The 26014-nt window shown below is 71.3% G+C and carries 25 protein-coding genes and 1 tRNA gene; 13 read left to right on the forward strand and 13 right to left on the reverse strand.

From position 1 onward, the window contains the following. Window positions 1–94: 94 nt before the first annotated feature. The 6 genes from ABDZ66_RS13355 to ABDZ66_RS13380 are packed head-to-tail and all read left to right on the forward strand — an operon-like array spanning window position 95 to window position 6696. On the forward strand, window positions 95–1528 hold the full coding sequence (locus ABDZ66_RS13355) for a TolC family protein (RefSeq protein ID WP_343759804.1): 1434 nt from the start codon (window positions 95–97) through the stop codon (window positions 1526–1528). Beyond that, window positions 1525–2607: a TolC family protein gene (locus ABDZ66_RS13360; RefSeq protein WP_343759806.1), complete on the forward strand. Its 1083-nt coding sequence runs from the start codon at window positions 1525–1527 to the stop codon at window positions 2605–2607. Before ABDZ66_RS13355 ends, ABDZ66_RS13360 begins: the two co-directional genes overlap by 4 nt. Beyond that, window positions 2604–3983 carry an efflux RND transporter periplasmic adaptor subunit gene (locus ABDZ66_RS13365; protein ID WP_343759808.1) on the forward strand — a complete coding sequence of 460 codons (1380 nt, stop codon included), beginning with the start codon at window positions 2604–2606 and terminating at the stop codon, window positions 3981–3983. The genes ABDZ66_RS13360 and ABDZ66_RS13365 overlap by 4 nt, the downstream gene beginning before the upstream one ends. Further along, entirely contained in the window at window positions 3980–4753 is a 774-nt protein-coding gene (locus ABDZ66_RS13370) for an ABC transporter ATP-binding protein (RefSeq protein ID WP_343759810.1), read from the forward strand. The genes ABDZ66_RS13365 and ABDZ66_RS13370 overlap by 4 nt, the downstream gene beginning before the upstream one ends. Further along, window positions 4750–6078 carry an ABC transporter permease gene (locus ABDZ66_RS13375; RefSeq protein WP_343759812.1) on the forward strand — a complete coding sequence of 443 codons (1329 nt, stop codon included), beginning with the start codon at window positions 4750–4752 and terminating at the stop codon, window positions 6076–6078. The genes ABDZ66_RS13370 and ABDZ66_RS13375 overlap by 4 nt, the downstream gene beginning before the upstream one ends. 18 nt (window positions 6079–6096) lie before the next feature. After that, the gene (locus ABDZ66_RS13380; RefSeq protein ID WP_343759814.1) at window positions 6097–6696 is read left to right on the forward strand and encodes a hypothetical protein; all 600 of its coding nucleotides are present in this window, start codon (window positions 6097–6099) and stop codon (window positions 6694–6696) included. Window positions 6697–6877: 181 nt separating this feature from the next. Here the strand turns inward: ABDZ66_RS13380 and guaA are convergent, their stop codons facing one another. Both guaA and ABDZ66_RS13390 read right to left on the reverse strand, forming a co-directional pair. Then, window positions 6878–8395: a glutamine-hydrolyzing GMP synthase gene (guaA, locus tag ABDZ66_RS13385; RefSeq protein WP_343759816.1), complete on the reverse strand. Its 1518-nt coding sequence runs from the start codon at window positions 8393–8395 to the stop codon at window positions 6878–6880. Between the two features lie 260 nt (window positions 8396–8655). Then, the gene (locus ABDZ66_RS13390) at window positions 8656–10647 is read right to left on the reverse strand and encodes a hypothetical protein (RefSeq protein WP_343759822.1); all 1992 of its coding nucleotides are present in this window, start codon (window positions 10645–10647) and stop codon (window positions 8656–8658) included. Window positions 10648–10765: 118 nt separating this feature from the next. Between ABDZ66_RS13390 and ABDZ66_RS13395 the strand changes: the two genes are divergently transcribed. Genes ABDZ66_RS13395 through ABDZ66_RS13405 form a run of 3 tightly spaced genes read left to right on the forward strand, consistent with a single transcriptional unit; the run spans window position 10766 to window position 13086 of the window. Further along, window positions 10766–11830, forward strand: coding sequence for an Mrp/NBP35 family ATP-binding protein (locus ABDZ66_RS13395; RefSeq protein ID WP_343759825.1), 1065 nt, complete (start codon window positions 10766–10768; stop codon window positions 11828–11830). Beyond that, entirely contained in the window at window positions 11827–12480 is a 654-nt protein-coding gene (locus ABDZ66_RS13400) for a helix-turn-helix transcriptional regulator (protein ID WP_343759827.1), read from the forward strand. The genes ABDZ66_RS13395 and ABDZ66_RS13400 overlap by 4 nt, the downstream gene beginning before the upstream one ends. Before the next feature lie 24 nt (window positions 12481–12504). Further along, a complete protein-coding gene (locus ABDZ66_RS13405; protein ID WP_343759829.1) occupies window positions 12505–13086 on the forward strand; it encodes a 2'-5' RNA ligase family protein in 582 nt (193 codons plus the stop codon). A 78-nt stretch (window positions 13087–13164) separates the two neighbouring features. On the opposite strand, the gene ABDZ66_RS13410 is transcribed toward ABDZ66_RS13405, so the two are convergent. From ABDZ66_RS13410 to ABDZ66_RS13430, 5 genes are all read right to left on the reverse strand, one after another. Continuing rightward, window positions 13165–14259 carry a bifunctional 3-deoxy-7-phosphoheptulonate synthase/chorismate mutase gene (locus ABDZ66_RS13410; RefSeq protein WP_343759831.1) on the reverse strand — a complete coding sequence of 365 codons (1095 nt, stop codon included), beginning with the start codon at window positions 14257–14259 and terminating at the stop codon, window positions 13165–13167. 121 nt (window positions 14260–14380) lie between these two features. Continuing rightward, complete coding sequence (locus ABDZ66_RS13415) at window positions 14381–14782, reverse strand: globin domain-containing protein (protein WP_343759833.1); 402 nt, start codon at window positions 14780–14782, stop codon at window positions 14381–14383. Window positions 14783–15043: 261 nt separating this feature from the next. Beyond that, entirely contained in the window at window positions 15044–15817 is a 774-nt protein-coding gene (locus ABDZ66_RS13420) for an ABC transporter permease (RefSeq protein WP_343759837.1), read from the reverse strand. 40 nt (window positions 15818–15857) lie between these two features. Further along, window positions 15858–16796, reverse strand: coding sequence for an ABC transporter ATP-binding protein (locus tag ABDZ66_RS13425; protein WP_343759839.1), 939 nt, complete (start codon window positions 16794–16796; stop codon window positions 15858–15860). Between the two features lie 83 nt (window positions 16797–16879). Continuing rightward, entirely contained in the window at window positions 16880–17764 is an 885-nt protein-coding gene (locus ABDZ66_RS13430) for a 1,4-dihydroxy-6-naphtoate synthase (RefSeq protein ID WP_343759841.1), read from the reverse strand. 95 nt (window positions 17765–17859) lie between these two features. Here ABDZ66_RS13430 and ABDZ66_RS13435 point away from each other — a divergent pair, with 95 nt between their 5' ends. Next, window positions 17860–18411, forward strand: coding sequence for a DUF6174 domain-containing protein (locus tag ABDZ66_RS13435; RefSeq protein WP_343759843.1), 552 nt, complete (start codon window positions 17860–17862; stop codon window positions 18409–18411). Window positions 18412–18509: 98 nt separating this feature from the next. On the opposite strand, the gene ribF is transcribed toward ABDZ66_RS13435, so the two are convergent. Continuing rightward, window positions 18510–19406 (reverse strand): riboflavin biosynthesis protein RibF, encoded by an 897-nt coding sequence (gene ribF / locus ABDZ66_RS13440; protein ID WP_343759845.1) that lies wholly within the window; start codon window positions 19404–19406, stop codon window positions 18510–18512. Further along, window positions 19403–19948 (reverse strand): NUDIX domain-containing protein, encoded by a 546-nt coding sequence (locus ABDZ66_RS13445; RefSeq protein ID WP_343759850.1) that lies wholly within the window; start codon window positions 19946–19948, stop codon window positions 19403–19405. The genes ribF and ABDZ66_RS13445 overlap by 4 nt, the downstream gene beginning before the upstream one ends. Window positions 19949–20007: 59 nt before the next feature. Here ABDZ66_RS13445 and dgt point away from each other — a divergent pair, with 59 nt between their 5' ends. Both dgt and ABDZ66_RS13455 read left to right on the forward strand, forming a co-directional pair. After that, window positions 20008–21138: a dGTP triphosphohydrolase gene (gene dgt, locus ABDZ66_RS13450; protein WP_343759852.1), complete on the forward strand. Its 1131-nt coding sequence runs from the start codon at window positions 20008–20010 to the stop codon at window positions 21136–21138. A 92-nt stretch (window positions 21139–21230) separates the two neighbouring features. Next, a tRNA-Ile gene (locus tag ABDZ66_RS13455) sits at window positions 21231–21307 on the forward strand. A gap of 273 nt (window positions 21308–21580) precedes the next feature. Here ABDZ66_RS13455 and ABDZ66_RS13460 read toward each other — a convergent pair. Beyond that, window positions 21581–22459, reverse strand: coding sequence for a CBS domain-containing protein (locus ABDZ66_RS13460; RefSeq protein WP_343759855.1), 879 nt, complete (start codon window positions 22457–22459; stop codon window positions 21581–21583). A 71-nt stretch (window positions 22460–22530) separates the two neighbouring features. Here ABDZ66_RS13460 and ABDZ66_RS13465 point away from each other — a divergent pair, with 71 nt between their 5' ends. Then, the gene (locus ABDZ66_RS13465) at window positions 22531–23082 is read left to right on the forward strand and encodes a chloramphenicol phosphotransferase CPT family protein (protein ID WP_343759858.1); all 552 of its coding nucleotides are present in this window, start codon (window positions 22531–22533) and stop codon (window positions 23080–23082) included. 162 nt (window positions 23083–23244) lie between these two features. Here the strand turns inward: ABDZ66_RS13465 and lipA are convergent, their stop codons facing one another. From lipA to ABDZ66_RS13480, 3 genes are all read right to left on the reverse strand, one after another. Next, a complete protein-coding gene (gene lipA / locus ABDZ66_RS13470; protein ID WP_343759860.1) occupies window positions 23245–24234 on the reverse strand; it encodes a lipoyl synthase in 990 nt (329 codons plus the stop codon). 6 nt (window positions 24235–24240) lie between these two features. Then, window positions 24241–24957, reverse strand: a complete 717-nt coding sequence (gene lipB, locus ABDZ66_RS13475) for a lipoyl(octanoyl) transferase LipB (protein ID WP_343759862.1) — start codon at window positions 24955–24957, stop codon at window positions 24241–24243. 138 nt (window positions 24958–25095) lie between these two features. Beyond that, a complete protein-coding gene (locus ABDZ66_RS13480) occupies window positions 25096–25881 on the reverse strand; it encodes a coiled-coil domain-containing protein (RefSeq protein ID WP_343759864.1) in 786 nt (261 codons plus the stop codon). Window positions 25882–26014 lie beyond the last annotated feature (133 nt).

Raw genomic sequence — 26014 nt, forward strand, 5'->3', positions numbered from 1 at the left:
GTGTTCCGGACGTCCTGATCGCCTTGCAGGCACCTTCGACAAATCTTCATGAACGCTGCGCGGACTCTTCGCGGGGCGTGGCCAGACTCTGGGCATGACGCCCCCTCCCGTCCTCCCGCCCCGCCGGGGCCTGCCGCTGTTCCTGGCCCTGAGTGCCGCGCTGTTCCTGGCGTCCGGTCCCGCGTGGGCGCAGACCTTGCCGGCCTCGCCGCCCGCCGCCACCCCGGCCCCGGCGCCTGCATCCTCCGACCCCCGGACGTACACGCTGGAACAGGCGTACGCGCAGCTGGCCGGGGCGCCCGGCGTGACCCGCGCCGCCCTGAGCGTGCAGGTCGCGCAGCGGAACCTGGAGGCCGCCCGCAGCGCCCTGGGCCTGACCGTCAGCGTGAACGGCAACGCCAGTTACGCCGGCAGCGCCGGGACCGCCAGTGACGGCGCGGCCACCCAGACCGCCAGCCTGGGCGGGAACGCCGGGGTCAGCGTCAGCCTGGGCCTGCTGCCCTGGTCGAACAGCCAGAGCGGCCTGCGCGCCTCGGAACGCAGCCTCGCCCTGGCGGGCGCGACCCTGCACGAAGCGCGGCGCAGCGCCCGCCTGAACGTCACGCAGGCGTACTTCGACGCGGTGCTGGCCGCGCAGGACGTGCAGATCGGCGCGCAGACGACCGCGCTGCGCGCCCGGCAGTTGCAGGTGGCGCAGGCGCAGGAGGCCGCCGGGAACGCCGCGCCCGGGGCGGTCCTGAGCGCCCAGGCCGCCCTGCAGGCCGCGCAGTCCGCCGCCGCGCAGGCGCAGGGGAACCTGGAGACCGCGCAGCGCACGCTGGAATCCGCGCTGGGCGTCAGCCTGGGCCGCGTGACCTTCGGCGCCCCCGCCCCGGCGGACCTGACCCTGCCGGACCTGAGCGCCCTGGTCGCCCGCGCCCGCAGCGGCCGCGCCGACGTGATCGGCGCGCAGAACACTCTGGCCGCCGCGCAGGACACCCTGGACAGCGCCACCCGCGACTCGGCCCTGCCGGACCTGACCGCCAGCGTCGGCTACGGCGGCGGCAGCGCCGGAACGCTCAGCGCCAGCCTGAACCTGAAACAGGGCACCCTGAGCAGCGCGTACAGCGTGCCGGTCGGCAGCAGTGCCGCCAGCAGCGGCGGGCGCCTGACGGCCAGCCTCAGCGGGTCGTACGTCGTGTACTCCCCGGCACAGCGGGCCGGCCTCAGCGCCGACCAGGCGGCCGTGACGCAGGCGGCGCTGTCCCTGACCGTCGCGCAGCAGAACGCGGAACTCGACGTCCGCAGCCGCTTCATGGCCGCGCAGCAGGCCCTGAGCGCCGCGCAGACCCGCCAGACCCAGCTGCAGGTCGCGCAGCAGCAACTCCTGACCGCGCAGGCGCGCGTGCAGGCCGGGACCGCCACGCCCGACGACGTGCAGAGCGCCGAACTGACCCTCGCGCAGGCGCAACGGGACCTGCTGTCCGCCCGCCTGAACGCCCAGATCACCCTGATTCAACTCGACAACGCCGCCGGAGGCCCCCAGTGACGCACCCCACCCCCACGCCCGCCCACCCCCGCGCTGCCCGCCCCCGCCTGCACCTGCTGAGCGCCGCGCTGCTGAGCGCCGCCCCGGCCGCCCACGCCCAGGGCACGCAGGCCGTCAGTGGCGGCGCGGCCGTCACCGCCGCCCTGAACAGCGGCGCGGACGTGAACACCGCCCAGGCGAACCTGACCAGGGCGCAGGCCGCCAACCGCGCCGCGCAGGCCGACCCCGCCACGCTGGTCGCCGGGAAACTGAACGCGAGGAACGCCGAGACGCTCGCCCAGGCGCAACTCCGCGCCGCGAAACTCGCCGCGGTCCAGAACACCATCGGCGCGTACAACGCCCTGCTCGAGGCGCAGGAGAACGTGGAACTCCAGACCCTCCAGACCCAGGTGGACCAGAAGGCCGCGCAGGTCGCGCAGGTGAAACTGGGCATCGGGAACGCCACCGCCCTGGACGTGCAGAACGCGCAGAACACCCTGAGCGGCAGCCAGCAGACCCTGGCGGACGCCCGCGCGCAGGTGAACCTCGCCGCCGCGAAACTCGGCACGCTGACCGGCCTGGGCAGCGGCGTGCGCGCCGGCAGCGTCATCACGGCCCCCAAACTGAGCGTCACCCTGAGCGCCCTTCAGAACGGCCTGGGCGGCCTGAGCAGCCTCGTGGGCGCCGCGAACGACCTGAGCAGCGCGCAGTTGAGCGTGAAACTCGCCGACAACGACTTCACGCCCGCCCGCACCCTCCAGGACGCCCGCACTGCCCTGGCGAACGCGCAGCGTGCCGCCGACACCGCCAGCAGGAACGCGCAGCAGACCCTGGCGAGCGCCTACCAGAACGCCCAGAACGCCGCCGACCTGCTGGTCGTCGCGCAGAGCCGCGAGGCCGCCGCGCAGAAGACCTACACCCAGGACGCCGCCCGCCTGAAGAGCGGCACCATCAGCGCCGTCGAGTTGCAGGGCACGCAGCTGACCCTGAAGAAAGCGCAGTTCAGCCGACTGCAGGCGCAGAACAACCTGACCGAGGCGCTCGCGGCGCTGTCCGTCGCCGCCGGGCAGAACCTGACCGGCCTGGGCGGGACGTTGTGAGCGCCGTGACCGTACCGGCCGACCGCCCGGCCCGCCGCGCCCGCTGGCCCTGGATCGTGGGCGGCCTGCTGCTGATCGGTGCGGTCGGCGGGACCCTCGCGTACCGCGCCCGCAGCGCCGAACCCACCCGGGCGGTCGCCACGACCACCACCGCCCGCGCGCAGCAGGGCGTGATCCGCGTGTCCGTCAGCGGTCCCGGCACGCTGGAAGCCGCGCAGACCCGCACGGTCGGCGCGGACCTGACCGCCACGGTCGGCGCGGTCCCGGCGGTCGGCGAGCGCGTCACGCGGGGGCAACTGATCACCACCCTGAGCAGCGACACGGTCGAGCAGAACGTGGCGTCGGCGCAGCTGAACCTCGACAAGGCCCGCGCCGGACTGGAGGGTGCGCGCGCCTCGCAGGCCAGCAGCGCCGCGCAGCGCCAGAGCAGCGTGACCAGCGCCCAGAATTCCCTCACGCAGGCGCAGCAGACCCTCGCGGACGCCCAGCGCACCCTGGACGGCCAGCGGCAACTGGCCGCCATCGGGGCGCTGAGCGCCTCGGCGCTGGCGGACGCGCAGTCGGCCGTCACGAAGGCGCAGCAGACCGTGGACAGCGCCCGCGCCAGCCTGAGCGCCGCGCAGACCCAGGCGGAGACGGGCGGCGCCAGCGACGCCCAGAACCTCCGCAGCCAGCAGATCGCCGTGCAGCAGGCGCAGGACAGCCTGGAAGCCGCGCAGCAGGCCCGCGCGGACCTGAAGGTGTACGCCCCCATCACCGGCGTGGTCAGCACCGTCACCGCCACCGAGGGCGTGGTCGTGAACAGCGGCGCGACCATCCTGACCGTCCTGGACGACACCACCCTGAACCTGCCCGTTCAGATCGACGAGACCGAGATCGCCGGCGTGAAGGTCGGCCAGAGCGCCGACGTGACCCTGGACGCCTTCGACGGGCAGACCTTCACGGGCCGGGTCGTGCGCGTCTCGCCCGGCGCGACCCAGAGCAGCGGCATCAGCGTGTTCACCGCCACCGTGGGGCTCCCCAACCCCGACGGGCAGCTGCGCGCCGGCATGACCGCCGAGGCCGAGATCATCCAGAGCGAGGAAACCGGCCTGCTCGTGCCCAGCCGGGCCATCCAGACCGTGCGGGGCCGCAGTTACGTGCAGCTCCCCGCCGGGCAGGGCGCGGAACCCGAACGCATCCGCGTGGAGACCGGCGCGACCGACGGCACGAACACGGTCATCACCAGCGGCCTGGAACGCGGCCAGGAGGTCGTCGTGCCCGGCGCGGCCCGCACCACCGGTACGGGCAGCGGCAGTGGGAACCGCCAGAACAGCCAGGGCGGTTTCGGGACGGGCGGCCCGCCCGCCGGCGGCTTCGGCGGGGGCGCGCCGTGAGTGCCGCGCAGACCGCCGGTCCGGTCGTGGACCTCCGCGACGTGCGCAAGGTGTACGAGCAGGGCGACGTGATCTTCGAGGCCCTCAAGGGCGTCAGCGTGCAGATCGCGCAGGGCGAGATGGTCGCCCTGATGGGCCCCTCGGGCAGCGGCAAGACCACCCTGATGCAGGTCATCGGCCTGCTCGACCGGCCCAGCGGCGGCTCGTACCGGCTGGCCGGGCGGGACGTGACCACCCTCAGCGAGAACGAACGCGCGGAGGCCCGCAACAGCGACATCGGCTTCGTGTTCCAGGCCTTTCACCTGCTGCCGCGCCTGAACCTCGTCGAGAACGTCGAGGTGCCCCTCACGTACGCCGGCGTGCCGCCCCGCGAACGCCGCGAGCGGGCCATGCAGGTCCTGGACCGCGTGGGGCTGGCCGACAAGGCCCGCAACCTGCCCAGCCAGATCAGCGGCGGACAGAAACAGCGCGTGGCGGTCGCCCGCGCCCTGGCCGGCAGCCCGCGCCTGCTGCTGGCCGACGAACCCACCGGGAACCTCGACACCCGCACCAGCGAGGAAGTCATGGCCCTGTTCGGCGCCCTGCACGCCGAGGGCACCACCGTCGTCCTGGTCACGCACGAGGACGACATCGGCGCGTACGCCGAGAGGGTCATCCGCGTCCGTGACGGACTGATCGAATCCGACCGCCGCCAGACGCCCCGCACGTCCATGACCCACCACGCGCCCGCGCCCCTTCCCAGCGAGTCGCCCAGCGGACGGCGCCCGTGACGGCCACCGAACGGCCCGCCCCGGACCACATCCCCGCCCCCGTCCAGGCCGCTGCCCCCGCGCCGCGCCGCAACGGCGGCATCGGCCTGGGCGGCGCGTTCACCATCGCGCAGCGCGCCATCGTGGGCACCCCGCTGCGCTCGGTCCTCACGGCGCTGGGCGTGATCATCGGCGTGGCTGCCGTCGTCGCCCTGACCGCCATCGGGCAGGGCAGCACCGCCGGCGTCACGAAGAACCTCGAGAGCCTGGGCACCAACCTGCTGACCGTGCAGAGCGCCCGTGGCGGCGGCGGCGGCAGCCTGGTCCGCGCCGGCCCCCGCCAGACCGTCACCGTGAAGGACGCCGAGGCGCTGGCCGCCGCCTTTGCGGACCGCGTGGCGGGCGTGGCCCCCACCGTGAACAGCTCCGTGCAGGCCAAGGTCGGCAGCGCCAACACCCAGGCCAGCGTGCTCGGCACGTGGCCCGCCTACGAGACGGTCCGCAACAGTCCCGTCGAGACCGGCGCGTACTTCACGGACGCCGACAACAGGAGCCGCAAACGGGTCGCCGTGATCGGCCATCAGGTCCTGACCGACCTGTGGGGCGAGGACGCGACACCCGAACAGGCCATCGGGCAGAAGGTCCGGCTGGGCAGCGTGTCCTTCACCGTGACCGGCGTGCTGCCCGACAAGGGCAACAGCGGCTTCGGGAACGCGAACAGTCAGGTGCTCGTGCCGCTCGGCACGTACCTTCAACGCTTCGCGCGCACCAACAGCGCGGGCGGCGACCCCACCGTCAGCAGCGTCTACCTCCAGGCGGTCAGCGCCGACGACCTCACCGCACTGCAGGCGGACGTGACCGAACTGCTCAGCACCCGCCACAAGCAGACCGACCCGGACAACCTGGACTTCCAGGTGCAGAACCAGGCGGACAGCCTCGCCAGCCTCAACAGCGTGACCACCACCCTGACGCTGCTCGTCGGCGCGATCGCCGGGATCAGCCTGCTGGTCGGCGGCATCGGGATCATGAACATCATGCTGGTGTCCGTCACGGAACGCACCCGCGAGATCGGCGTCCGCAAGGCCCTGGGCGCCAAACCCCGCGACATCCTCACGCAGTTCCTGGTCGAGGCCAGCCTGCTGTCCATCAGCGGCGGCGTGATCGGCATCCTGCTCGGCGTGGGCGTGGCGTACCTGGGGAACCTCGCGGGCATCGCCCCGGTGTTCAGCCCGGCCCCCATGATCGTCGCGTTCCTGTTCAGCGCACTGGTCGGCGTGTTCTTCGGGTACTACCCGGCCGCCCGCGCCGCCCGCCTCGACCCCGTCGATTCCCTGCGTTACGAGTAACCCTCAAGGAGATCCACCATGAACAAGACCCTTCCCGCCCGCCTCGTTCCCGCCGCCCTCACCCTGACCGCCCTGACCCTGGGGGCCGCCTCGGCGCAGCAGAGCGCGCAGCGCCAGATGACCCCGGAAATGCAGGCCCGCATGAAAGCCATGCAGCCCATCACGGACCTCGCGCAGACCGTGCGCCTGCTCCCGGACCTCGAGAAGAACAGGGCCACCGCCCTGACCAAGGCGCAGGCCGCGCAACTGCTGCCCATCCTGACCACCCTTCAGAAGGCGGCGGCCGTGCAGCCCAACGACGCGAAAAAGTACCTCACGCAGATCGAGGATAAGATCCTGACCGCCAAGCAACTCACGGCGCTGGACGGCCTGTTCCTGAAAGCCGAGAAGGAACGCGAAGCGCAGCGCGCCCAGCGCCAGAGCAGTGGCCAGAACGCCGGAACCCGCATTCCCGGCCTGCCCGGCGGCGTGGGCGGCTTCGGCGGCAACCGCAGCGGCGGGCAGAACGCCCAGGGTCAGAACGGACAGGGTGGACAGCCCGGACAGTTCAACCCCTTCAAACAGGAACGCACGGCCGAGCAGCTGAAAGCCTACGTGGCCGTGCTGAAGAAGAAGTAAGTACCCACTCCGATGGAAGGGGATTCAAAGACCCTTCAGTCCGAGCGGATGCGAGTAGGAGAGAAACGGGTTCCGATCTGTTGACGAAACAAACGGAACCCGATAAGACGCACTCCGATTAAGCAGGAGGCCCCCACCGCTGATACGGGTGGGGGCCTCCTGCCTGTGTCGCTTCAGCGGGTCATTCCCACTCGATGGTCGCCGGGGGTTTGCCCGTGATGTCGTACACCACGCGGTTGATCTCGTGGACCTGGTTCACGATGCGGTTGCTCATGGTCGCCAGGAAGTCGTACGGCAGGCGGGCCCACTCGGCGGTCATGAAGTCGTCGGTGGTGACGGCCCGCAGCGCCGCCGTGAACGAGTACGTGCGCTCGTCCCCCATCACGCCGACCGACTGGATGGGCGTGAGGATCGCCAGCGCCTGCGAGCAGCCGTCGTACAGCCCGAACTCGCGCAGGCCGCTGATGAAGATGTCGTCCACGCGGCGCAGGATGTCCAGTTTCTCCTCGGTGATCGCGCCCAGGCAGCGGATCGCCAGGCCCGGCCCCGGGAAGGGGTGACGCATGCGCACGGCGTCCGGCAGGCCCAGCAGGCGCGCGATCTCGCGGACCTCGTCCTTGAACAGCGTGCGGAACGGCTCGACCAGCTTGAAGGCAAGGTCGTCGGGCAGGCCGCCCACGTTGTGGTGGCTCTTGATGTTCGCGGCGCCCTCGCCCCCGGCGGACTCGATCACGTCCGGGTACAGGGTGCCCTGCGCGAGGAAGTCGAAGGGACCGTACTGGCGGGCCTCGCGTTCGAAGGCGCGGATGAACTCCCGGCCGATGATCTTGCGTTTCTGCTCGGGGTCGGAGACGCCGTTCAGGGCCGCCATGAATTCCGCGCGGGCGTCCACGGTCACGAGGTTCACGCCCAGTGGCCGCAGCGCCGCCTCGACCTGCTCGCGCTCACCGAGGCGCAGCAGGCCGTGGTCGATGAACACGGCGGTCAGACGTTCGCCCACCGCGCGGGCCAGCAGCAGGCCCAGCGTGGAACTGTCCACGCCGCCGCTGATGGCCAGCAGCACCCGGCCGTCCCCGACCTGAGCCTGCACGTCCGCGATCAGCTCGTCGATGATGTGCTCGGCCGTCCAGTCGCGCGTGACGCCGCAGATGTCCAGGAAGTTGCCCAGTAGCTGCCCGCCCTTGGGCGTGTGCACGACTTCCGGGTGGAACTGCACGCCGTAGCGGCGCGTGACCGTGTTCTCGATGGCCGTGACGGGCGTGTCGGCGGTCTGCGCGACGACCTCGTACCCTTCGGGCAGCGCCGTGACGGAGTCGCTGTGGCTCATCCACGCGACGAACTCGCCCTGGATTCCCGCGAACAGCTGCCCGCCGTACGAGGTCAGGTCGGCCTTGCCGTACTCGCGTTTCCCGGCGCGTTTCACGTCGCCGCCCGCCTGCTGCGCCAGGAACTGCATGCCGTAGCACACGCCCAGCACCGGCACGTCCAGGTCCAGCACGCCTGGCGCGGGTCTGGGGGCGTTCTCGTCGTACACGCTGCTGGGGCCGCCGGACAGCACGATCCCCTGCGGGTTCTCCTGCAGGATGCGTTCCAGGGGCGCGCTGCCGGGAAGGATCACGCTGTACGCCCCGAGTTCACGGAACCGCCGCGCGATCAGACGCGTGAATTGACTGCCGAAATCCAGAATGACAACGCTCATCACCCTGATTGTGTCACGCGCCCGGCCCGCAGGCGTCCCGCCGGAGCAGACGGGTTCATGCCCGTCCCCCGCGCCGGGGCTGCGCGGGCCACGCCTCGGGCGGACCGCCGTTCGTTCCGACCGGTCCGCTCCGGGCCCGGAACCCGCCCAGCTCCTCCTCTGCGGAGCAGCTCTCCGAGCAGGAGAGAAGCGGGTTCCGGACGTGGAGCTGGCAATCCGGTGAACTTCCGGATTGTCGGCGAAACAAACGGCAGTCCGTATCACTTGCCCAGGTCGATGACCAGCGGGGCCGGGTGCGGCACGGTCACATTCAGGGTCGCCGGCGCGTACCCGCTGGCCCTGACGTTCAGGCGGTACGCGCCGCGCACCGGAAACAGGACGCGGCCCGGCGCGCTCCCGAACTCCTGGCCCGGCGTGAGGTTCGCGTCCGCCGGGGCCTCCTGCACCGTCAGGGCCAGCTGGACCTTCCCGGCGCCCTTCACGACAAACTCGACCGGACAGCACGGTGCGCCGCTGTCCGCCCCTCCGGCGGGCGCGGCCGGCGACGGGCGGTCACTGGCGAACGCGCTGACCGTCCCGCCGGGCCCGCTCGCCGCGTCGCCCGTGACCGGACCGCCCACCGCGGAGCCGCGCAGCGCCCACCACGTCCCGGCGATCAGCAGCGCCAGCGCCGCCAGCAGCGCCCAGCGGGGCCAGCGTGAACGTACCGGCGGCGGGGCGGGCGCCTCACGCACCACCCGCCAGGAGTCGTCCTCGTCCCAGCCGATCCGGATCGGATCGCCCGGCGCGCGGCGCGCCGGAAGGCGCGTGACAATCTCGGGTTCGGGTTCCGGCAGCGGGGCGCGCCGCAGGCCGGGCGGCAGGCGTTCCACGTCCCGGAGGTTCAGGCGCCGTGGCGTTCCCTCCTCGCCGCGCTCCTCGCCGGCGGGTGTCCAGGCCGGCAGGTCCTCGCCTTCCGCACCGCTGAACCCGATCCTGACCGGGCCGGGCTGGGCCGCCTGCTCTGTCTGCCGCGCGCGTTCGGTCCGCAGCCGCTCGGCCTTGCGGGCCGCGGCGGCCTGCGCGTCCAGCATGGCCTGCGCGCGGCGTTCCTCGTTCTGCCGGCGGCGGCGTTCCTGCGGCGTCTCCGGTTGCGCCGGGGCCGGCGGCCCGCCGGTCAGGGGCGCCGGGAGGTCGGGCTGGGTGGGCAGGGGAGCCGCGGCCTGCTCCGGGGCTGCCGCGCCGGGACCGTCCGGGGCGGTTCCGTCCGGGTTTCCCGCCTCCGCCGGGCCACCGTCCACCGGTCCCGGCAGGTCCGCCACTGCCGCTTCCGCCTCGCCCAGGATGATCGGCGACCCGTCGTGGGCCGCCCCGACCGGCGTGACAGGGTCCGGCGGCACGCGGTCCCGGGAGGCCCGCCACTCGAACGGGGCCGGGGCGGACAGGGCAGGTCCTGCCGCGCCGCCGGCCGGGCTGTCCGGTGCGGACGACGGTGGTGCCGGCGTGACCGGCTCCGCAGGCCTGCCGGCGCGGTTGCGGCGCCCCCGTTTCGATCCCCCGCTGCCGCCCAGCCGCGCCGCAACGGGCGCGGACGGCGCCGGAACGTCGGTGGCCGGCTCGGTGCCGCTCGGGGAGGGTTCCGGCAGGGACGTCCCGGCAGGTGGCGCCGGTGGAGCCGCGGGTTCCGCTGGGGCCTGCGCCGCCCGGCTTCCCGACGTGGCGGCGCCCTGCGTGCCGGGCGTGGCGTTCAGGCGGCTCAGGGCCTGCGCGGCACTCAGGGTGCCGGGCTGCTCGGCCAGTGGGCGCAGCGCCGCTGGCAGCGGCCCCATCCCGGAGAGGATCACCGCCAGCGCGTACAGGTCGTCGGCCGGGCCCGGATCGCCGCCCCACGGCAGGCCCGCGCCGGCCACGAGGACCTGCCCGTCCACGCTCCACAGTTGCGCCGGACTGAGGCCCCCGTGGACCACACCCTGCCCGTGCAGCGCTGCCAGGGCGCCCAGCGCGCCGCGCGCCGTGAGCAGCGCGTCCGAGGCGGGGCGGGCCTGCAGGGGCAGCTCGGTCACGAGGTAGCCGTGCTCGCCGTCCACACCGCTGTCCACGACCGGCAGCACGTTCGGATGTTCCGGCAGTGCGGGCAGCGCCGGGGGGTGAGGCAGCACGTGCAGCAGCACCGGCATGCCCGTCAGGCGGTCCGTGGCGCGCAGCGTCCGGACCGGACTGCCCGTCCGGCCTGGTAATTCACGCGCGGCCACATAGGGGCCAATGGACTTCATCCCGCGCAGTATATGTCGCGCCGCTGGGCGGCAGCGGCGATCTGTCGCCCCGCTACCGCGCGCTACTGTGACCGCGTGGCTTGCCCTGCCCCGGTGGATGCGCTACTAATTGCGGGATATGCGTGACGCCGTGATGGCCGCCCTGAGTACCGTGAACGATCCGGAACTCCACCGTGATCTCGTCTCCCTGGGCATGATCGAGCAGGCCACCGTGGAGGCGGGTGTGGCCAGCGTGAAGGTGAACCTCACGACGCCCGCCTGCCCCCTGAAAGGCAAGATCGAGGGAGACGTCCGTGACGCCGTCCTCGCTGTGCCCGGCGTGACGCGCGTGGACGTCACCTTCGGCGCCATGGTGCGCCCCCCCGCGCAGCCCGCCCTGCCCGGCGTGAAGCACGTCCTGCTGATCGGCAGCGGCAAGGGCGGTGTCGGCAAGAGCAGCGTCGCCGTGAACATCGCCGCCAGCCTGGCCCGCGACGGCGCCCGCGTGGGCCTGCTTGACGCCGACGTGTACGGCCCCAGCGTGGCGCACATGATGGGTCAGGGCGGCGCGAAGGTCACCGCGAACGCCGAACGCAAGATGCAGCCGCTCACGGCGCACGGCGTGCAGTTCATCTCCATGGGCAACCTCTCGCCGGCCGGTCAGGCGCTGGTGTGGCGCGGCCCGATGCTGCACTCGGCCGTGCAGCAGTTCCTGAAGGACGCCGCCTGGGGTGAACTCGACTACCTGATCGTGGACCTGCCGCCGGGCACCGGGGACGTGCAGCTCTCGCTCACGCAGACCATCCAGGTGACGGGCGCCGTGATCGTCACCACCCCGCAGGACGTCGCCCTGATCGACGCGGCCCGCGCCATCGACATGTTCCGCAAGGCCAGCGTGCCCGTGCTGGGCGTCGTGGAGAACATGAGTTACTTCGTGGCGCCCGACACCGGGCACACCTACGACCTGTTCGGCCGGGGCGGCAGCCGCAAGCTCGGCGAGGAGTACCCGCTGCTGGGCGAGGTGCCCATCGACATCGACGTGCGACAGGACGCGGACCGCGGCACCCCGGCCGTGCTGGCCCACCCGCAGTCGGCTGCCGCGCAGGCCCTCACGCAGGTTGCCCGTAACCTCGCCGGACAGGTCAGCGTCCGCTCGCTCGCGCAGTCCCTGGCAGACCTGCCCGACCAGCTGACCGTCGTATGAGCGCCGCGACCGTCCCTGCCCCGCAGCCGCCCGTGCCGGAACGCACCAAGACCCGGCTGCTGGAACTCGTCAAACGGCACGGCGCGCAGACCGCGCAGGACCTCGCGCAGGGCCTGGACATCAGCGTGCCGGCCGCGCGGCGGCACCTGTGCGACCTGCAGGAGCAGGGACTGGTCGAGTCGCGCACCGAACGGCCCGGCGGCCGGGGCCGCCCGCAGCACGTGTACGCCCTGACCGAACGGGGCGAGGCGGCCTTCCCGAAAACGTACTCCAGTCTGTGCGTGGACGTCCTCAAGCACATCGAGGGTCTGTTCGGCGGCGAGGCGCTGCTGCAGGTCCTGGACGCCCGCAACGCCGAGATCGCCGCGCGGCTGCGCCGCGACCTGCCGGCCGAACTGCCGCTGGGTGAACGCGTGCAGAACCTCGTGCGCCGCCTCAACGAGCACGGATTCGACGCCAGCGCTACCCAGGATGACCAGGGTGGCTGGACCTTCACGCAGCACAACTGCCCGAACCTGACCGTCGCCCGGCAGTACGCGCAGCTGTGCAGCGCCGAGATCACCCTGTACGCCGACCTGCTGGGCGTCCCGGTCGCCCGCGAGACCCGCATCGCCTGTGGGCAGGGCAGCTGCCGGTACCGGGTCGGGTAAAGGCCAGGGAACCGCGCCGTGCCCATGTTCCTGCCCCCGCTCGACGAGGCCCCCAGACCGCTGTACTCCATCGTGGCGTGGCCGCCCGAGGCCCTCGACAGCTGGCTGCGGCGCCTGCAGGACCGGCTGAACGTGCGCGGCTTCGGCCTGCCGCACCTGAACGTCCGCGCGCCCTTTCAGACACCGCTGCGCAGCGCGGAACTCGTGGACGCCTGCCGCGACGTCCTGCGCGGCCAGCCGGCCTTCGACGTGCAGGTCCGCGGCTGGAAACAGCTGCCCGGCGTGATCTTCCTGGAATGCGAACTCGGCGCCGAACTGCGCGCCCTGCACGACCGGACCCTGAGCATCGAACCCAGCAGCCGCGCCCGGTACGACGGGCCGGACTACCGCCCGCACCTGACGCTCGCGCTGGGCGTGCTGCCCTGGGCGGAACCGGTGCTGTGGGAGCAGGTCCGCGACCTGATCCCGCCGGTCCTGTCCTTCCGGGTGGAGGCCCTGAGCCTCACGCGGGAACACCGGGGAGAGGTGCAGGAACTCCACACCTTCCCACTGACCGGCCCCGCCGACCCCACCCCCGCACCCACCGCCGAGAGCGCCCCCAGCTGACCCCGGCGCGCAGTCCGCAACGCAGAGGCCGGTTTCCCAGATGGGAAACCGGCCTCTGCGTTGCGCCAGGGGGTGGGATCAAACCCCGACGGGGACCTTCAGCATGCTGCCCAGCGCCTCGCTGAACTGCTCGTACCCGGCGAAGTCCAGCTGCTGCTCGTTGTCGCTCAGGGCGGTGGCGGGGCTGGGATGCACTTCCACGTGAATGCCGTCGGCACCCACGGCCAGCGCGGCCTTCGCGAGGGGAATCAGCAGGTCGCGGCGCCCGGCGGCGTGCGTGACGTCCACGATCACCGGCAGGTGCGTTTCCTTCTTGGCGATCGCGACGGCGCTCAGGTCCAGGGTGTTGCGCGTCCACTTCTCGTACGTGCGGATGCCACGCTCGCACAGGATGACCTCGTTGTTGCCTTCCGACAGGATGTACTCGGCGGCGTACAGCCACTCCTCGATGGTGGCGCTCAGGCCGCGCTTGAGCAGCACCGGGCGGCGGGCGCGGCCCACCTCGCGCAGCAGCGCGAAGTTGTGCATGTTGCGCGCTCCGACCTGCAGGATGTCGGCGTACTCGGCGACGATCTCCACGTCACGGGTGTCCATGACCTCCGTGATGAACAGCATGCCGTGCTCCTTGGCAACGCGGTTGCCGAGAATCAGGCCGTCCACGCCCATGCCCTGGAAGCCGTAGGGGCTGGTGCGGGGCTTGTACGCGCCGCCGCGCAGGATCTTGATGCCCTTGCTGGCCAGGAACGCGGCCGTCTGCTCCATCTGCTCCTCGCTCTCGATGGAGCAGGGACCGGCGATGATGGTCGGCAGGGAGTTGCCGCCGATGCGCACGCCGTCAATGTCGAGCACGGTGTCCTCACTCTTGACCTTGCGGGAGACCAGCAGCTGTTTCTTGTCGTTGCTTTCTTCCAGGTCCAGGCTGGCCTTGAAGATCTCCTTGAAGATCGCCTTGACAGCGGCGCTCGTGAAGGGCCCCTGGTTGAGCGACTCGAGTTCCTTGAGCTGCTTGTCCTCGCGGGCCGGGTCGTAGTGGTTCGGGCGGCCCTCCTGGGTCTTGGCGTGTCCGATCTGCGCGACGACATGCCCGCGCCGGGACAGGAGGTTCAGAAGGTCACGGTTGATCTGGTCGACCTCGGCGCGGAGGTCCTCGATACTGCGTTGCGGCTGGGTCATGCTCAGCAGTGTAGGTAAGCCGCGCGGAACCCCGCACCCACCTTGCTAGTCAAATGCAAAGAGTTGTCCAACTCCGGCGCCGGTCACGATGTCCCGCGCGGGCGTCGCCGGCGGCATCCGGTCAGGTGGGGGGCGTGTTCACCATGTGCGCCGCGACCCGCGCCAGCGCCGCGTGCAACTCGCGGGCGTCGTCCGGCGCGATGCCGGGCGTGTCGCGCAGCGCGGCGTTCATGCAGGCCAGCCACGCCTGCGCCCGTTCCGGCGTGATCGGGAACGGCAGGTGCCGCGCCCGCAGCCGCGGGTGCCCGAACCGCTGGTGGTACAGCGGCGGGCCGCCCAGGAACCCCGTCAGGAACGCCAGCTGCTTCTCGGCCGTCAGGGTCAGGTCCGCCGGGAAGATCGGGGCCAGCCGCGGATCCAGGGCCACCAGGCCGTAGAAGCGGGTCACCAGGGCCGCCAGGGCCTCCGGTCCGATCCGGTCGTACAGGCTGCCGCCCGTGGTCAGCGAGAGGGGAGCCGTCATGCCCGCCAGGGTAGCGCCTGAACACCTACGGCGGAAAGGGGAGGGCGCGCCGTGCAGAAACGCGAGACCGGCACACGCGGGTGCGGTGTGCCGGTCCGGAATGAGCCGGGATCGTGAGGCGGCCCCTACACGAACTCCGATTGGATGGCTTGCAGAGCCGTTCAATCCGAGCGGATGCGAGTAGGAGCCGGGCGGGTTCCGGACGTGGAGTTGACAGATCGGTGGTGTTCCGATCTGTTAACGAAACAGACGGAATCCGTATTACACGTCGCGGCGGTCGAAGGCGAAGATGCTCATCAGGCCGAACCCGGCGGTGTAGATCAGCAGCAGCACCATCGGTTGCGCGATGTCCCCCTGCTGCACGTACAGGTTCAGCTGGCTGGTCAGCAGGATGCGCTGGATGGCCTCGGGCAGCACGACCAGCAGGCGCATGACGATCAGGGTCGCGAAGGTCGCCAGGGCCGCGGCGGCTGTGTTCAGGTACAGCACGCCGAACAGCAGGGACAGCGCCGCGATGGGCATCAGGACCACGCCGGCCAGGAACGAGCCGCGCAGCACCTCGGCGAAGGCCGCGTCGCTGGTCAGCTGGCCCACGCCCACGAACAGGCCCGGCCCCAGACCGGTGCCGCCCGTGAAACTCCCGAACCCCAGCGGAATCCCGGCCAGCAGGGAGCCCAGCACGGTCGAGAGGATCAGCAGGAAGGGGTAGGACAGCGCCGCGATCAGTTTGCTGGCGATGACCTTGGTGCGGTCCACCGGGCGCAGCAGCAGCGGCGCCAGGGTGCCCTGCGAGACCTCCGAGCCGATCATCTCGGCGACGGTCACGGCGATGAACAGCGGCAGCAGGTAGCCGATGGTCACGCCGATACTCACGGCCGGCAGCTGCCACCCGCTGACCAGATTCACCTGGATCAGGGTGCTCAGGCGCGGCGCGAACGCCCACAGCAGCGGCATCAGGAACGTCACCAGCAGCGCCAGCCGGACGCTGCGCGCCCCGAACAGCTTGCGGTACTCCAGGGCCAGCAGGGTCAGCATGCGCTCACCCGGCCGGTGCGGTCTTTGGGGTCAGGGGTCATCAGGCTTGCTCCACGCGTTCACGGTAGTACTCGTACAGGTCGAAGTGGTCCGGGCTGGCCTCGAACACCCGGATGCCCTCGGCACTCAGGTGCGACAGCGCGTCCGGCACGCGGGACTCGCCGCCCAGGTGAGCGATGGCGTACGGCGTGCGGGTGCTGACCCGGCGCACGAACGGCAGGCGTTCGAGCACGGCGGCCGCGCCGACCGGGTCGTCCACCCGGAAGCGGTACGCGGCCTGCCGGGCCCGGAGGTCCACGGTGTCCACCAGCCGCCCGCCGGTCAGGATGCCGACCGTGTGCGCGTACGTGGCGATCTCCCGCAGGTGGTGGGTGCTGAGCACGACCGCGCAGCCGCTCGTGGCGAGGCTGGTCACGATCCGGTGGATCAGGCCGATGCCCAGCGGGTCCAGGCCGCTGGTGGGTTCGTCGAGAATCAGGACCTTCGGTTCGGCCAGCATGGCGCTCGCCACGCCCAGCCGCTGCCGCTGCCCCAGCGAGTACTCCTGCACGCGCCGGTCGGCCATGCGGGTCAGTTCCAGCAGGGCCAGCACCTCGCGGATGCGGTCGCGGCTGATCTTGCGGCCGCCCGGCGCCATGGCCGAGAGGTTCGCGTGCACCTGCAGGTTCTGCGTGCCCGTGAACTGCGGGTAGAACTTCGCCGGGGCCTCCACCACCGCGCCCAGGTAGGCGCGGGCACGCTGCCCGTCGGTATGCACGTCCCGGCCCAGCAGACGCACCTCGCCGTCCGTGGGGAAGGCAAGGCCGGTCATGGTCCGGATCAGGGTGGTCTTCCCCGCGCCGTTCGGCCCGGTCAGCGCGTACACCTCACCGGGCTTCACGGTCAGGTGCACGTCCTCCAGGACACTGTTCTGGCCGTATTTCTTGTACAGCCCCCGGACCTCAATGGCCGGGATGGCTGGCGCACCTTGCTTCGTCACCCGCACAGCCTAACCCAACCGTCTCCACATGCGCTTTACATCCGTCAGGCAGCCCCCCTACCTGGGGGCCCGCCGGGCCACGGTCAGTCCAGCGGCACGAACAGCGCGCGGTCCGTGCCGGGCGCCGCGCCCAGCGCCACCGCGCGGCGGTGCAGTTCCTGCACGGCCCGCTCTCCCTCCTCACCCACGTCCAGGCTGAAGGGATTCACGTACAGGTCGATGTGCGCCTGCATGACCTCGTCGGACATCTCCAGCGCGTGCCCGCGGATGTACGCGCGAGACGCTTCCGGGTGCGCGTACGCGTACTCCAGGCTGCCGCGCACCGCCGCGTTCAGGTCGCGCTGCACGGCCAGCGGCAGGTCGCGGCGCACCAGGATCGCGCCCAGCGGCAGGGGCAGCCCCGTGTCCCCCTCCCACCACGCGCCCAGGTCCAGCAGGCGGGTCAGTCCGTACTCGTGGAAGGTGAAGCGCGACTCGTGAATGATCAGGCCCGCGTCGATGGGCTGCCCGGCGTACTCGCCGCGCTGCACGGCGGGCATGACCTCGTCGTAGCGCATCCGCACGACATTCACGTCCGGGAAGACCATCTTCAGCAGCAGTTCCGCGGTGGTCAGCGCGCCCGGCGAGGCGACCGTGCGGCCGTTCAGGTCCTGCACGTCCCCGCGCGTCACGATCAGCGGCCCCACGCCCCGCCCCAGCGCCCCGCCGGAGCGGAGCGCCACGTACCGGTCCATCACCTCGAAGTACGCGCGGTAACTGATCTTCGTCATCGGCAGGCGGCCGGACAGCGCCCAGTCGTTCAGGGTCTGCACGTCCTCCAGCACCTCACGCACCGGCAGCGGCCCCCGCACCAGTCCCGCGTGCAGCGCGTGAAAGATGAACGTGTCGTTCGGGCACAGCGAGTACCCCAGGTCCAGCACCGCCGGCAGCTCGGGGGAAGAAACAGGGGAGAGGGCATCCAGGCTCATGCCGCCCAGGGTACGCCCCGCCGCTCCCGACCACCGCGAACCCCGCCACGGAAGATTCTCAGATGCCCGTCAGTTTCGGCCCGTACGCTGCCCGCATGACCCCCCGCGTCCGCCACGCCGTCCCGCGCGTCCTCCTGACCAGCCTGCTGATGGCCGTGACCGGCGCGGCCCTCGCGGGCGGCGGTCACGGCCCCCGGACCGGGGCGCCCACCACCGCCCCCTTCGGCTGCCGCGCCGGGTACGTCCGCCCCGACTTCCGCGCCCTGAACGCCCAGCTGACCCGGGCCCGCGCCCTGTGGGACAGACAGCGCCCCGCGAACTACACCTACGACGTGAACCAGATCGCCGCGCCCGTCCTGTTCCCCGGCACCCGCGTCACCGTGAGCGGCGGCCGCGTGACCCGCACCGCCCTGGTCCCCGGGCAGACGGGCACCGTGAACCCCGCCCTCGCCGCGCGCACCATGGACGCCCGCTTCACCGAGATGGCCGCCACCCTGAAAGCCCAGGCGAAAGCCCCCTGCCCGGTCGTCCGGCAGAGCTTCGACCCTGCCTACGGCTACCCCACCCGCTTCGCGTCCGGCCTCGGCGACGAGGGCATCATGGACGGCTTCGGCGAATGGACCATCCGCACCTTCACCGTGAACTGAAGGCCGGCAGTCGGCTGAACCCCTCCGTCGGCTGCGCCGACAGCTCCCCGCTCCTGCGGAGCTTCGCAAGTCAAGGGAAGGGCTGGGCCGCACCACGTTTACCGGACGTCTTTCAGGGCGTCGCGGGCCGCCTGCGCGTCGCGGGCGATCTGGGCCTTCAGTTCGTCCAGCCCCGCGAATCTCTGCTCGCCGCGCAGGTGCGCGAAGAACTTCACCTGCAATTCCTGTCCGTACAGATCACCGCTGAAATCGAACAGGTGAACCTCGAAACGGCGGTCCTGACCGTTCACGGTCGGGCGGAAACCCACGTTCGCCATGCCGTGCCAGCGCCCGTGATCACCCACGGCGACCACCGCGAACACGCCCAGCGGCAGCGCCTTGCCGTCCGGCACGCGGATGTTCGCGGTGGGCCACCCGATCGTGCGGCCCAGGCGGTCGCCCTGCACGACCACGCCCTGCGCGTCGTAGTGGCGGCCCAGCAGGCGGCCCGCGCCCACCACGTCCCCGGCCCGCAGGTACTCGCGGATGCGGGTACTCTTGATGTCCTCGCCGCCCAGCTGATGCATGGGCAGCGTCACCACCTCCGGCGCGACCAGGCGCAGGTCGTCCACGCCGCCCGCCCGGCCCCGCCCGAAGTGAAAGTCCTCCCCGACCACGACCGTGCGGGGCCGCAGCTGCCGCAGGTCGTCCAGGAACGCCTCCTTGGGCCGCGACGCGAACTCCGGCGTGAACGACGCCGCGATCGTCTCGTCCACCCCGTAGCGGCCCAGCAGGTCCAGTTTCTCCGGCAGGGTGGACAGGAACTCCACGCCCTGCGTCAGCACCCGCGTGGGCGGATCGAAGGTGTACACCACGCTGGGAACCCGGTGCTCGCGCGCCTTGGCCTTCAACTGCGCGATCAGCGCCTGATGGCCCAGGTGCACGCCGTCGAACGACCCGATCGCCACGACCGTCGCCGTGTCCGGCCGCTGGCCGGGAGAAACGTACGTCTTCACGCCGGCTCCTGCCCCGCGCTCCCGGCCAGCAGTTGAAGGCCGTACAGGGCCGCCGTCACCGTCGAGGCACTCCCGACCAGCGACCCGTCCCGCAGGCCCGCCAGCACCTGCGCCGGCGGCAGCCACAGCACCTCAATGCCCTCCTCGTCCTCGTCGTGCGGCAACTTGCTCTCGCGCAGGTTCGTCGCGTGGAACACGAACAGCTCCTCGTCGCAGAACCCGGGACTGGAGTAGAAGCGCGTCAGGAGTTCCATGTCCCCGTCCAGCCCGGCCTCCTCCTGCAACTCCCGCCGCGCCGCGCCCGCCGGCTCCTCGCCCGCGTCGATCAGGCCCGCCGGGGCCTCCACCGTCACCGCGCCCACCGCCCGCCGCGCCTGCCGCACCAGCAGCATCTCCCCGCGCCCGTTCAGCGCCAGGACCGCCACGGCGCTCGCGTGCCGCACGATCTCCCACTTGCCGTCCATGATCTCCAGGCGCACGATGTGCCCGTCGAACACCACCCGCGTGCCCGCCGCGCCCGGCCCGTCCTGACTTCCGCTCATGCCCAGACTGTAAAGCACCCGCCCGCGCCCGGTCTGCCACCGTCTGCCACACTGACGGCATGATCACCCGCCGCGACCTGGAAGCCCGCGAGGCCAGCACCCTGGCCCCCCACGCGACCCTCAGCCGCGACCACCGCGGCCGCGAACACCCGGAACCCGAGAGCGACACCCGCACCGCCTTCCAGCGCGACCGGGACCGCGTGCTGCACACCACCGCCTTCCGCCGCCTGGAAGCCAAGACGCAGGTGTTCCTCTCGGCCGCCGGCGACCACTACCGCACCCGCCTCACCCACACCCTGGAAGTGCAGCAGGTCGCCCGCAGCGCCGCCCTGAGCCTCGGCCTGAACGAAACCCTCGCCGAGACCATCGCCCTGGCCCACGACCTCGGCCACCCCCCCTTCGGGCACGCCGGGGAACGCGTCCTGAACACCCTCATGCAGGCGCACGGGGGCTTCAACCACAACCTCCAGGTGCGCCGGATCGTCACCCTGCTCGAACACCCCAAACCCCACTACCCCGGCCTGAACCTGACCCTCGACACCCTCGACGGCCTGAACAAACACCACCGCGCCGGCCTGGGCCAGCCCAGCCTCGAAGCGCAACTCGTGGACGCCGCCGACGCCCTGGCCTACACCGCCCACGACCTCGACGACGGCCTGCGCAGCGGCCTGATCACCCCCGACCACCTCGCCGGACTGCCCCTCTGGCAGGAACTCCTCGAACGCACCGGCGTCAACCCCCACCCCCTGACCGAACAGGGCCGCCGCACCCTGCACCGCCACCTGCTCGGCTGGCTCATCCAGGACCTCACCCACGCCAGCGACCACGCCATCACCACCAGCGGCCTGCACACCCCCACCCAGGTCCGCGCGCACCCCGGCGGCCTGATCACCTACAGCCCCGCCATGCAGACCCTCCTGGGCGGCGCCCGCACCTTCCTGCGCGACAACCTCTACCGCCACTGGCGCGTCGAGATGCAGGTCGAACAGGCCACCCGCGTCCTCACCACCCTCTTCACCGCCCTCCAGGCCCGCCCCAGCATGCTCCCTCCCAGCTACCGCGACCTCGCCCACACCGGCGGCCTGCCCCGCGCCATCTGCGACTACCTGGCCGGCATGACCGACCGCTACGCCCTCGAAATGCACGCCGCCCTCACCGCCGCCGGCACCCCCACCACCTGGCCCCGCTGACCCCACCCGCCCCGCCAGTTGACAGCTTCCCGCCCCCCTGATACATTTATGCCCGCCTGCCCGAGAGGACAGCGCGAAGCAAGCAAAGGTGCGCGGGTGTAGCTCAGCTGGTTAGAGCGCACGCCTGATAAGCGTGAGGTCCCCAGTTCAAGTCTGGGCATCCGCACCAAGCAAGAGAAACCCCGTCAACGACGGGGTTCTTTCGTTATATCCGGGGCGCGGGCTGGCATGCATCCGGCGGCCAGCTGGTGGAAGTGCAGGGTCACCAGTCGGTCACCCGGCGGCTCATACCGACTCCGATTGGATGGCTTTGTAAGCCATTCAATCCGAGCGGATGCGACTCGTAGAGCTGCTCCGCAGAGGAGGAGCTGGGCGGGTTCCGGACGTGGAGCTGGCAGATCGGTGGTGTTCCGATCTGTCAGCGAAACAAACGGAAGCCGGATCAGGCGTCTGCGAGGGCCGGGCCGGGGGCCGTCGCCGCGTCGCCCAGCAGGGTGCGGATCACGTCGCTGATGGTCACGACGCCCAGCAGTTCGCCGTCCTGCGTGATGACCGGCAGGCCGTGTACGTCCAGGTCGAGCATGCGGGTCAGGGCGTCGTGCATGGGGACACCCTCGTTCAGGTAGCCGGTCGGGGGGCGCATCAGGTCGCGGGCCGTGACGCCCTGCAGGAAGAACCGGTCGGCCATCAGGGTGGGGCCGTGCGTGGCGGCGGCGCGGTCCACGGCGTCCCGCACGTCCCGCTGGTGCAGCACGCCGATCAGCTGGCCGTCCTGAACGACCGGCAGCACGTGCAGCCGCGTGACGGTCAGGGTGGCGGCGGCCTCGCTGGCGGGGGTGTCGGGGGTGACGGTCACCACGTCGCGGGTCATGTGCTGCGCTGCCGCGCCCCACTGCAACCGGGGCGCGCGTGCCTCGGCGCGCAGCACGTCGGTCAGGGTCAGCATGCCCATCAGGGCGCCCGTGTCCTCCTGAACGACCGGCAGGCCGCCCACGTGCCGGTCGAGCAGGGTGCGCAGCGCGGCGTGCAGGGGCGTCTGTGGGGTGACGGTGTGTACGGGAGAGCGCATGATGTCGCGCACGTGAACGCGGCCCACGTGGTTCGTGAACTCCCAGGGGCTCAGGCCGTCGGCCAGGGTGGGCAGTGCGCGGCGGATCTCGCCGTCCGTGACGATCCCGATCACGCGGCCGGCCTGCACGACCGGCAGGCGTTTCACGCCGAGTTCCTGCATGGCGATCACGGCGGCGCTGAGCGGTTCGTGCGCGCCGACGGTGACGGCGCGGGGGTGCATGGCGTCCTGAACGAGCAGGGGGGTGGTCATGGGTGAAACCTCCTGACCACAGGGTCGGCCCGGCCGGTTACAGGAGCATTACGGTCTGTTACGGTGGGCGGATGCCTGCCCTGATTCTGGTGAACGGCGCCTCCAGTGCCGGGAAGACCACGCTGTGCCGTGCCCTGCGGGACGTGCTGCCCGGCGTTTTTTTGCATTTCAGTCTGGATTTCTTCCTGTTCGACACGTCCGCGCTGCCGCGCACGCCGCAGGGTCGCCTGCGGGACTGGCCGACGCTGCGGCCGCGGGTGTTCGAGGGCTTCAACCGTTGCCTGCCCGCCCTGCTGGATGCCGGGAATGATCTGGTCGTGGATTACATCATTGAGACGCCGCAGATGTGGGCGCAGCTGTCAGGTCTGCTGCGGGGGTACGACGTGTTCCTGGTGGGCCTGGAGTGCCCGGTCGAGGAACTCGAACGCCGCGAGCAGGCGCGCGGTGACCGGGGCGTGGGGGACGCGCGGCGCGACGCGCTGACGGTACACACCTTCACGCGGTACGACCTGACCCTGCCCTGCGCTGCGCCGCTGGAGGACAACGTGGCGCGGGTGGTGCAGGGCTGGGCGCAACGCGAGCACGCCCCCCGGGTGTTCCCGGCGGGGCGAGCTGAGGCCTGATACGGACTCGGATTGAATGGGCTGCAAAGCCCGCTGGGTCCGAGCGGATGCGACTCGGAGAGCTGCTCCGCAGAGCAGGAGAGAAACGGGTTCCGGACGTGGAGCTGGCAATCCGGTGAAGTTCCGGATTGTCGGCGAAACAAACGGCAGTCCGTATGAGGGTCAGATCAGGCTGAGTTCGCTGCCTTCGCCGAGGTGCGCGAGGTGCTCGGGGAGGTTGCCGGGGCGGTCCATGACGATCTGCTCGGCCTTGTAGCTGCTGCGGACCAGGGGGCCGCTGACGACTTCCAGGAAGCCCATGGCCATGGCCTCGTCGCGCAGTTCGTCGAATTCGGCGGGGGAGACGTAGCGTTCGACGGGCAGGTGGTGCATGGTGGGGCGCAGGTACTGCCCGAAGGTCAGGACGTCCACGCCGGCGTCGCGGCAGTCGCGCATGGTCTGGGTGAGTTCCTCGCGGGTTTCGCCCAGGCCGAGCATGATGCTCGTCTTGGTGATCACATCGGGGCGGGCCTGTTTGGCGTGCGCGAGGACCTTCAGGGTCTGGTCGTAGTCGGCGCGGATGTCGCGGACGGGGTGGGTGAGGCGGCGGACCGTTTCGAGGTTCTGCGCGTGGGTGTCCACGCCGCTGTCGAGCACCAGATCGACGCAGTGGGTGTTCCCGCCGAAGTCGGGCGTGAGGGCCTCGACGCGCGTCTCGGGGTTGAGGCGTTTGATGGCCTGCACGGTCTTGGCGAAGTGGTACGCGCCGCCGTCCGGCAGGTCGTCACGGTCGACGCTGGTCAGCACGACGTACTTGAGGCCCATGAGCTTGACGCTCTCGGCGACGCCCTGGGGTTCGTCGAGGTCGAGTTTGCCCATGGGGTTGCCGGTGTCCACGGCGCAGAAGCGGCAGGCGCGGGTGCAGATGTGGCCCATCAGCATGAAGGTGGCGGTGCCGCGGCTCCAGCACTCGCCGATGTTGGGGCACATGGCTTCCTCGCAGACGGTGTGCAGGCGGTGTTCCTTGACGATCTTGCGGACTTCCGTGAACACCTGCCCCGTCGGGATGGTGACTTTCAGCCACTCGGGTTTCTTGTCGCGGACCGGGACGCTGTCCTTGCGGTAGATGCCGTTCTTGATGAACTTGGGTTCCTTGGGGGTTTCCTGGGTCATGTGGTGTCAGCTCCCGGCTGCCGCGGGGGTGGGCAGCGTCCAGTCGTACTGGGCGAAGGTGGTGTGGAAGGCGCGGGTCAGGGCGTCCCTGGCCGCCTGCATGCTGGCCGCTCTGTTCAGGCCGCGCAGGTCGTACTCGCGCTGCACGCTGGTCATGTGCGTCTGCGTCAGGCCGCACGGGACGATCAGGTCGAAGTGCGCGAGGTTCGGGGTCACGTTCAGCGCGAGGCCGTGCAGGGCGACGTGGCGTTGCACGGCGACGCCGAACGACGCGATCTTCTGGTCGTACGTCAGGCCGTTCACGTGCCGTTCGGTGACGTACACGCCGGCGTATCCGGGGTTGGGGCGCGCGTCGTTCAGTCCCAGGTCGTGCAGGGCGCTGATCGTCGCCTGTTCCAGCAGGCGCAGGAAGTCCGCGACGCGGCGGCCGACGGGGAAGATGGCGTACGCGACGAGCTGGCCGGGGCCGTGGTACGTGACGTCGCCGCCACGTTCGACCTCCAGCACCTCGATGCCCTGCGCCTTCAGGTACTCGCGGGTGACGATGATGTTGGTTCCCTCACGGGCCTTGCGGCCCAGCGTGAGGACGGGAGGGTGTTCCACGAGCAGCAGGGTGGGGCGGCCGCCGGCCGCGACCCGCTCGTGGTGCTGTTTCTGGAGGTCCCAGGCGTCCCGGTACGGCGTGAGGCCGAGGTCCAGAACGTCGAAGGGGGCGTGCGTCATGCGGCGATTGTACGCCGCGTCGCTGGCCTTTTATCGTGTCGCAGGCGGGTGTTCGGGCCGTATTGACCAGTGAACGTGGTGAATCCTGCGCCCCGCGCTGGTCAGGCGCGTCCGGTCCGCCTGGACAGCATGGGTGGGTCAGCCCTGCCGGACTTCCTCCGCCTTCTCTTCCATCAGCTGCGCGAGTTCCTCGAGGGCCTGCGCCTGCTCGCGGCCCGACGCGCCCGTCTCGGTCAGCCGGTCCGCCACGGCCTCCCCGATGCGGGTCAGCGCGTTCACCTGTTCCGGCGCCGCCTCGTCCAGCTGCGCGATGCGTTCCACCAGCTGCTCGCCTGCCCTGCCGAGCGCCTGCGCCTCGTCCGCGGCGCTCAGGTGCCGCAGCGACGACACCCGCTCCTGGTACTCGGCACTCACCTGCTCCAGCCGCTGCACCTGCGCCAGCGTGTCGGCCTGCACCTGCGCGGCCTGCATGATCGTTTCCAGCGCCCCGACCTGCTCGCGCACATGCCGGTGAATCGCCTGCAGGCGGCCCAGGCTGACCTCGTTCATGGGCGTCCGCGCGACGCTCTCCAGCGCCTCGCACACCAGCGTATCCAGCGCCTCGGCCGCCGTGGCCTGCACCTCACCACTCTCCCGGATGTGCAGCAGCGCCGCGACCTGCCCGCCACGCACCTCGGGGCTGACGTTCAGCGGCAGGGCGCGCAGCTGCTCGGTCGTCAGGGTCACGACCTGCCGCAGGGCGTCCGTGGCGGCCAGCCCCTCCCGGCCCGCGCGGATGATGGCTTCGAGCATGCTGGTCTGCTCCCAGCCGGCCGCGCCGACATGTTCACGCGCGCGCACCTCGGAGACGCGTCGGCGCTGCTGCAACGAGACTTCGCGGATCTCGGCCAGGGGGCCGGCCGCCGTTTCAGGCACGGGGTTCATGACCTGCAGATTGCCGCCTGCGTCACGCTCACAAGGTGACAGGCCCTTCACTTGCCTGACCACGCCCGCACCACGTATACTGTTACGGTCCGGTCGACTGCCCCTGGCGGCGACCTGTTCACCCAGGAGCAAG

It is taken from the genome of Deinococcus depolymerans (genome assembly GCF_039522025.1).
Classification (GTDB): Bacteria; Deinococcota; Deinococci; order Deinococcales; family Deinococcaceae; genus Deinococcus; species Deinococcus depolymerans.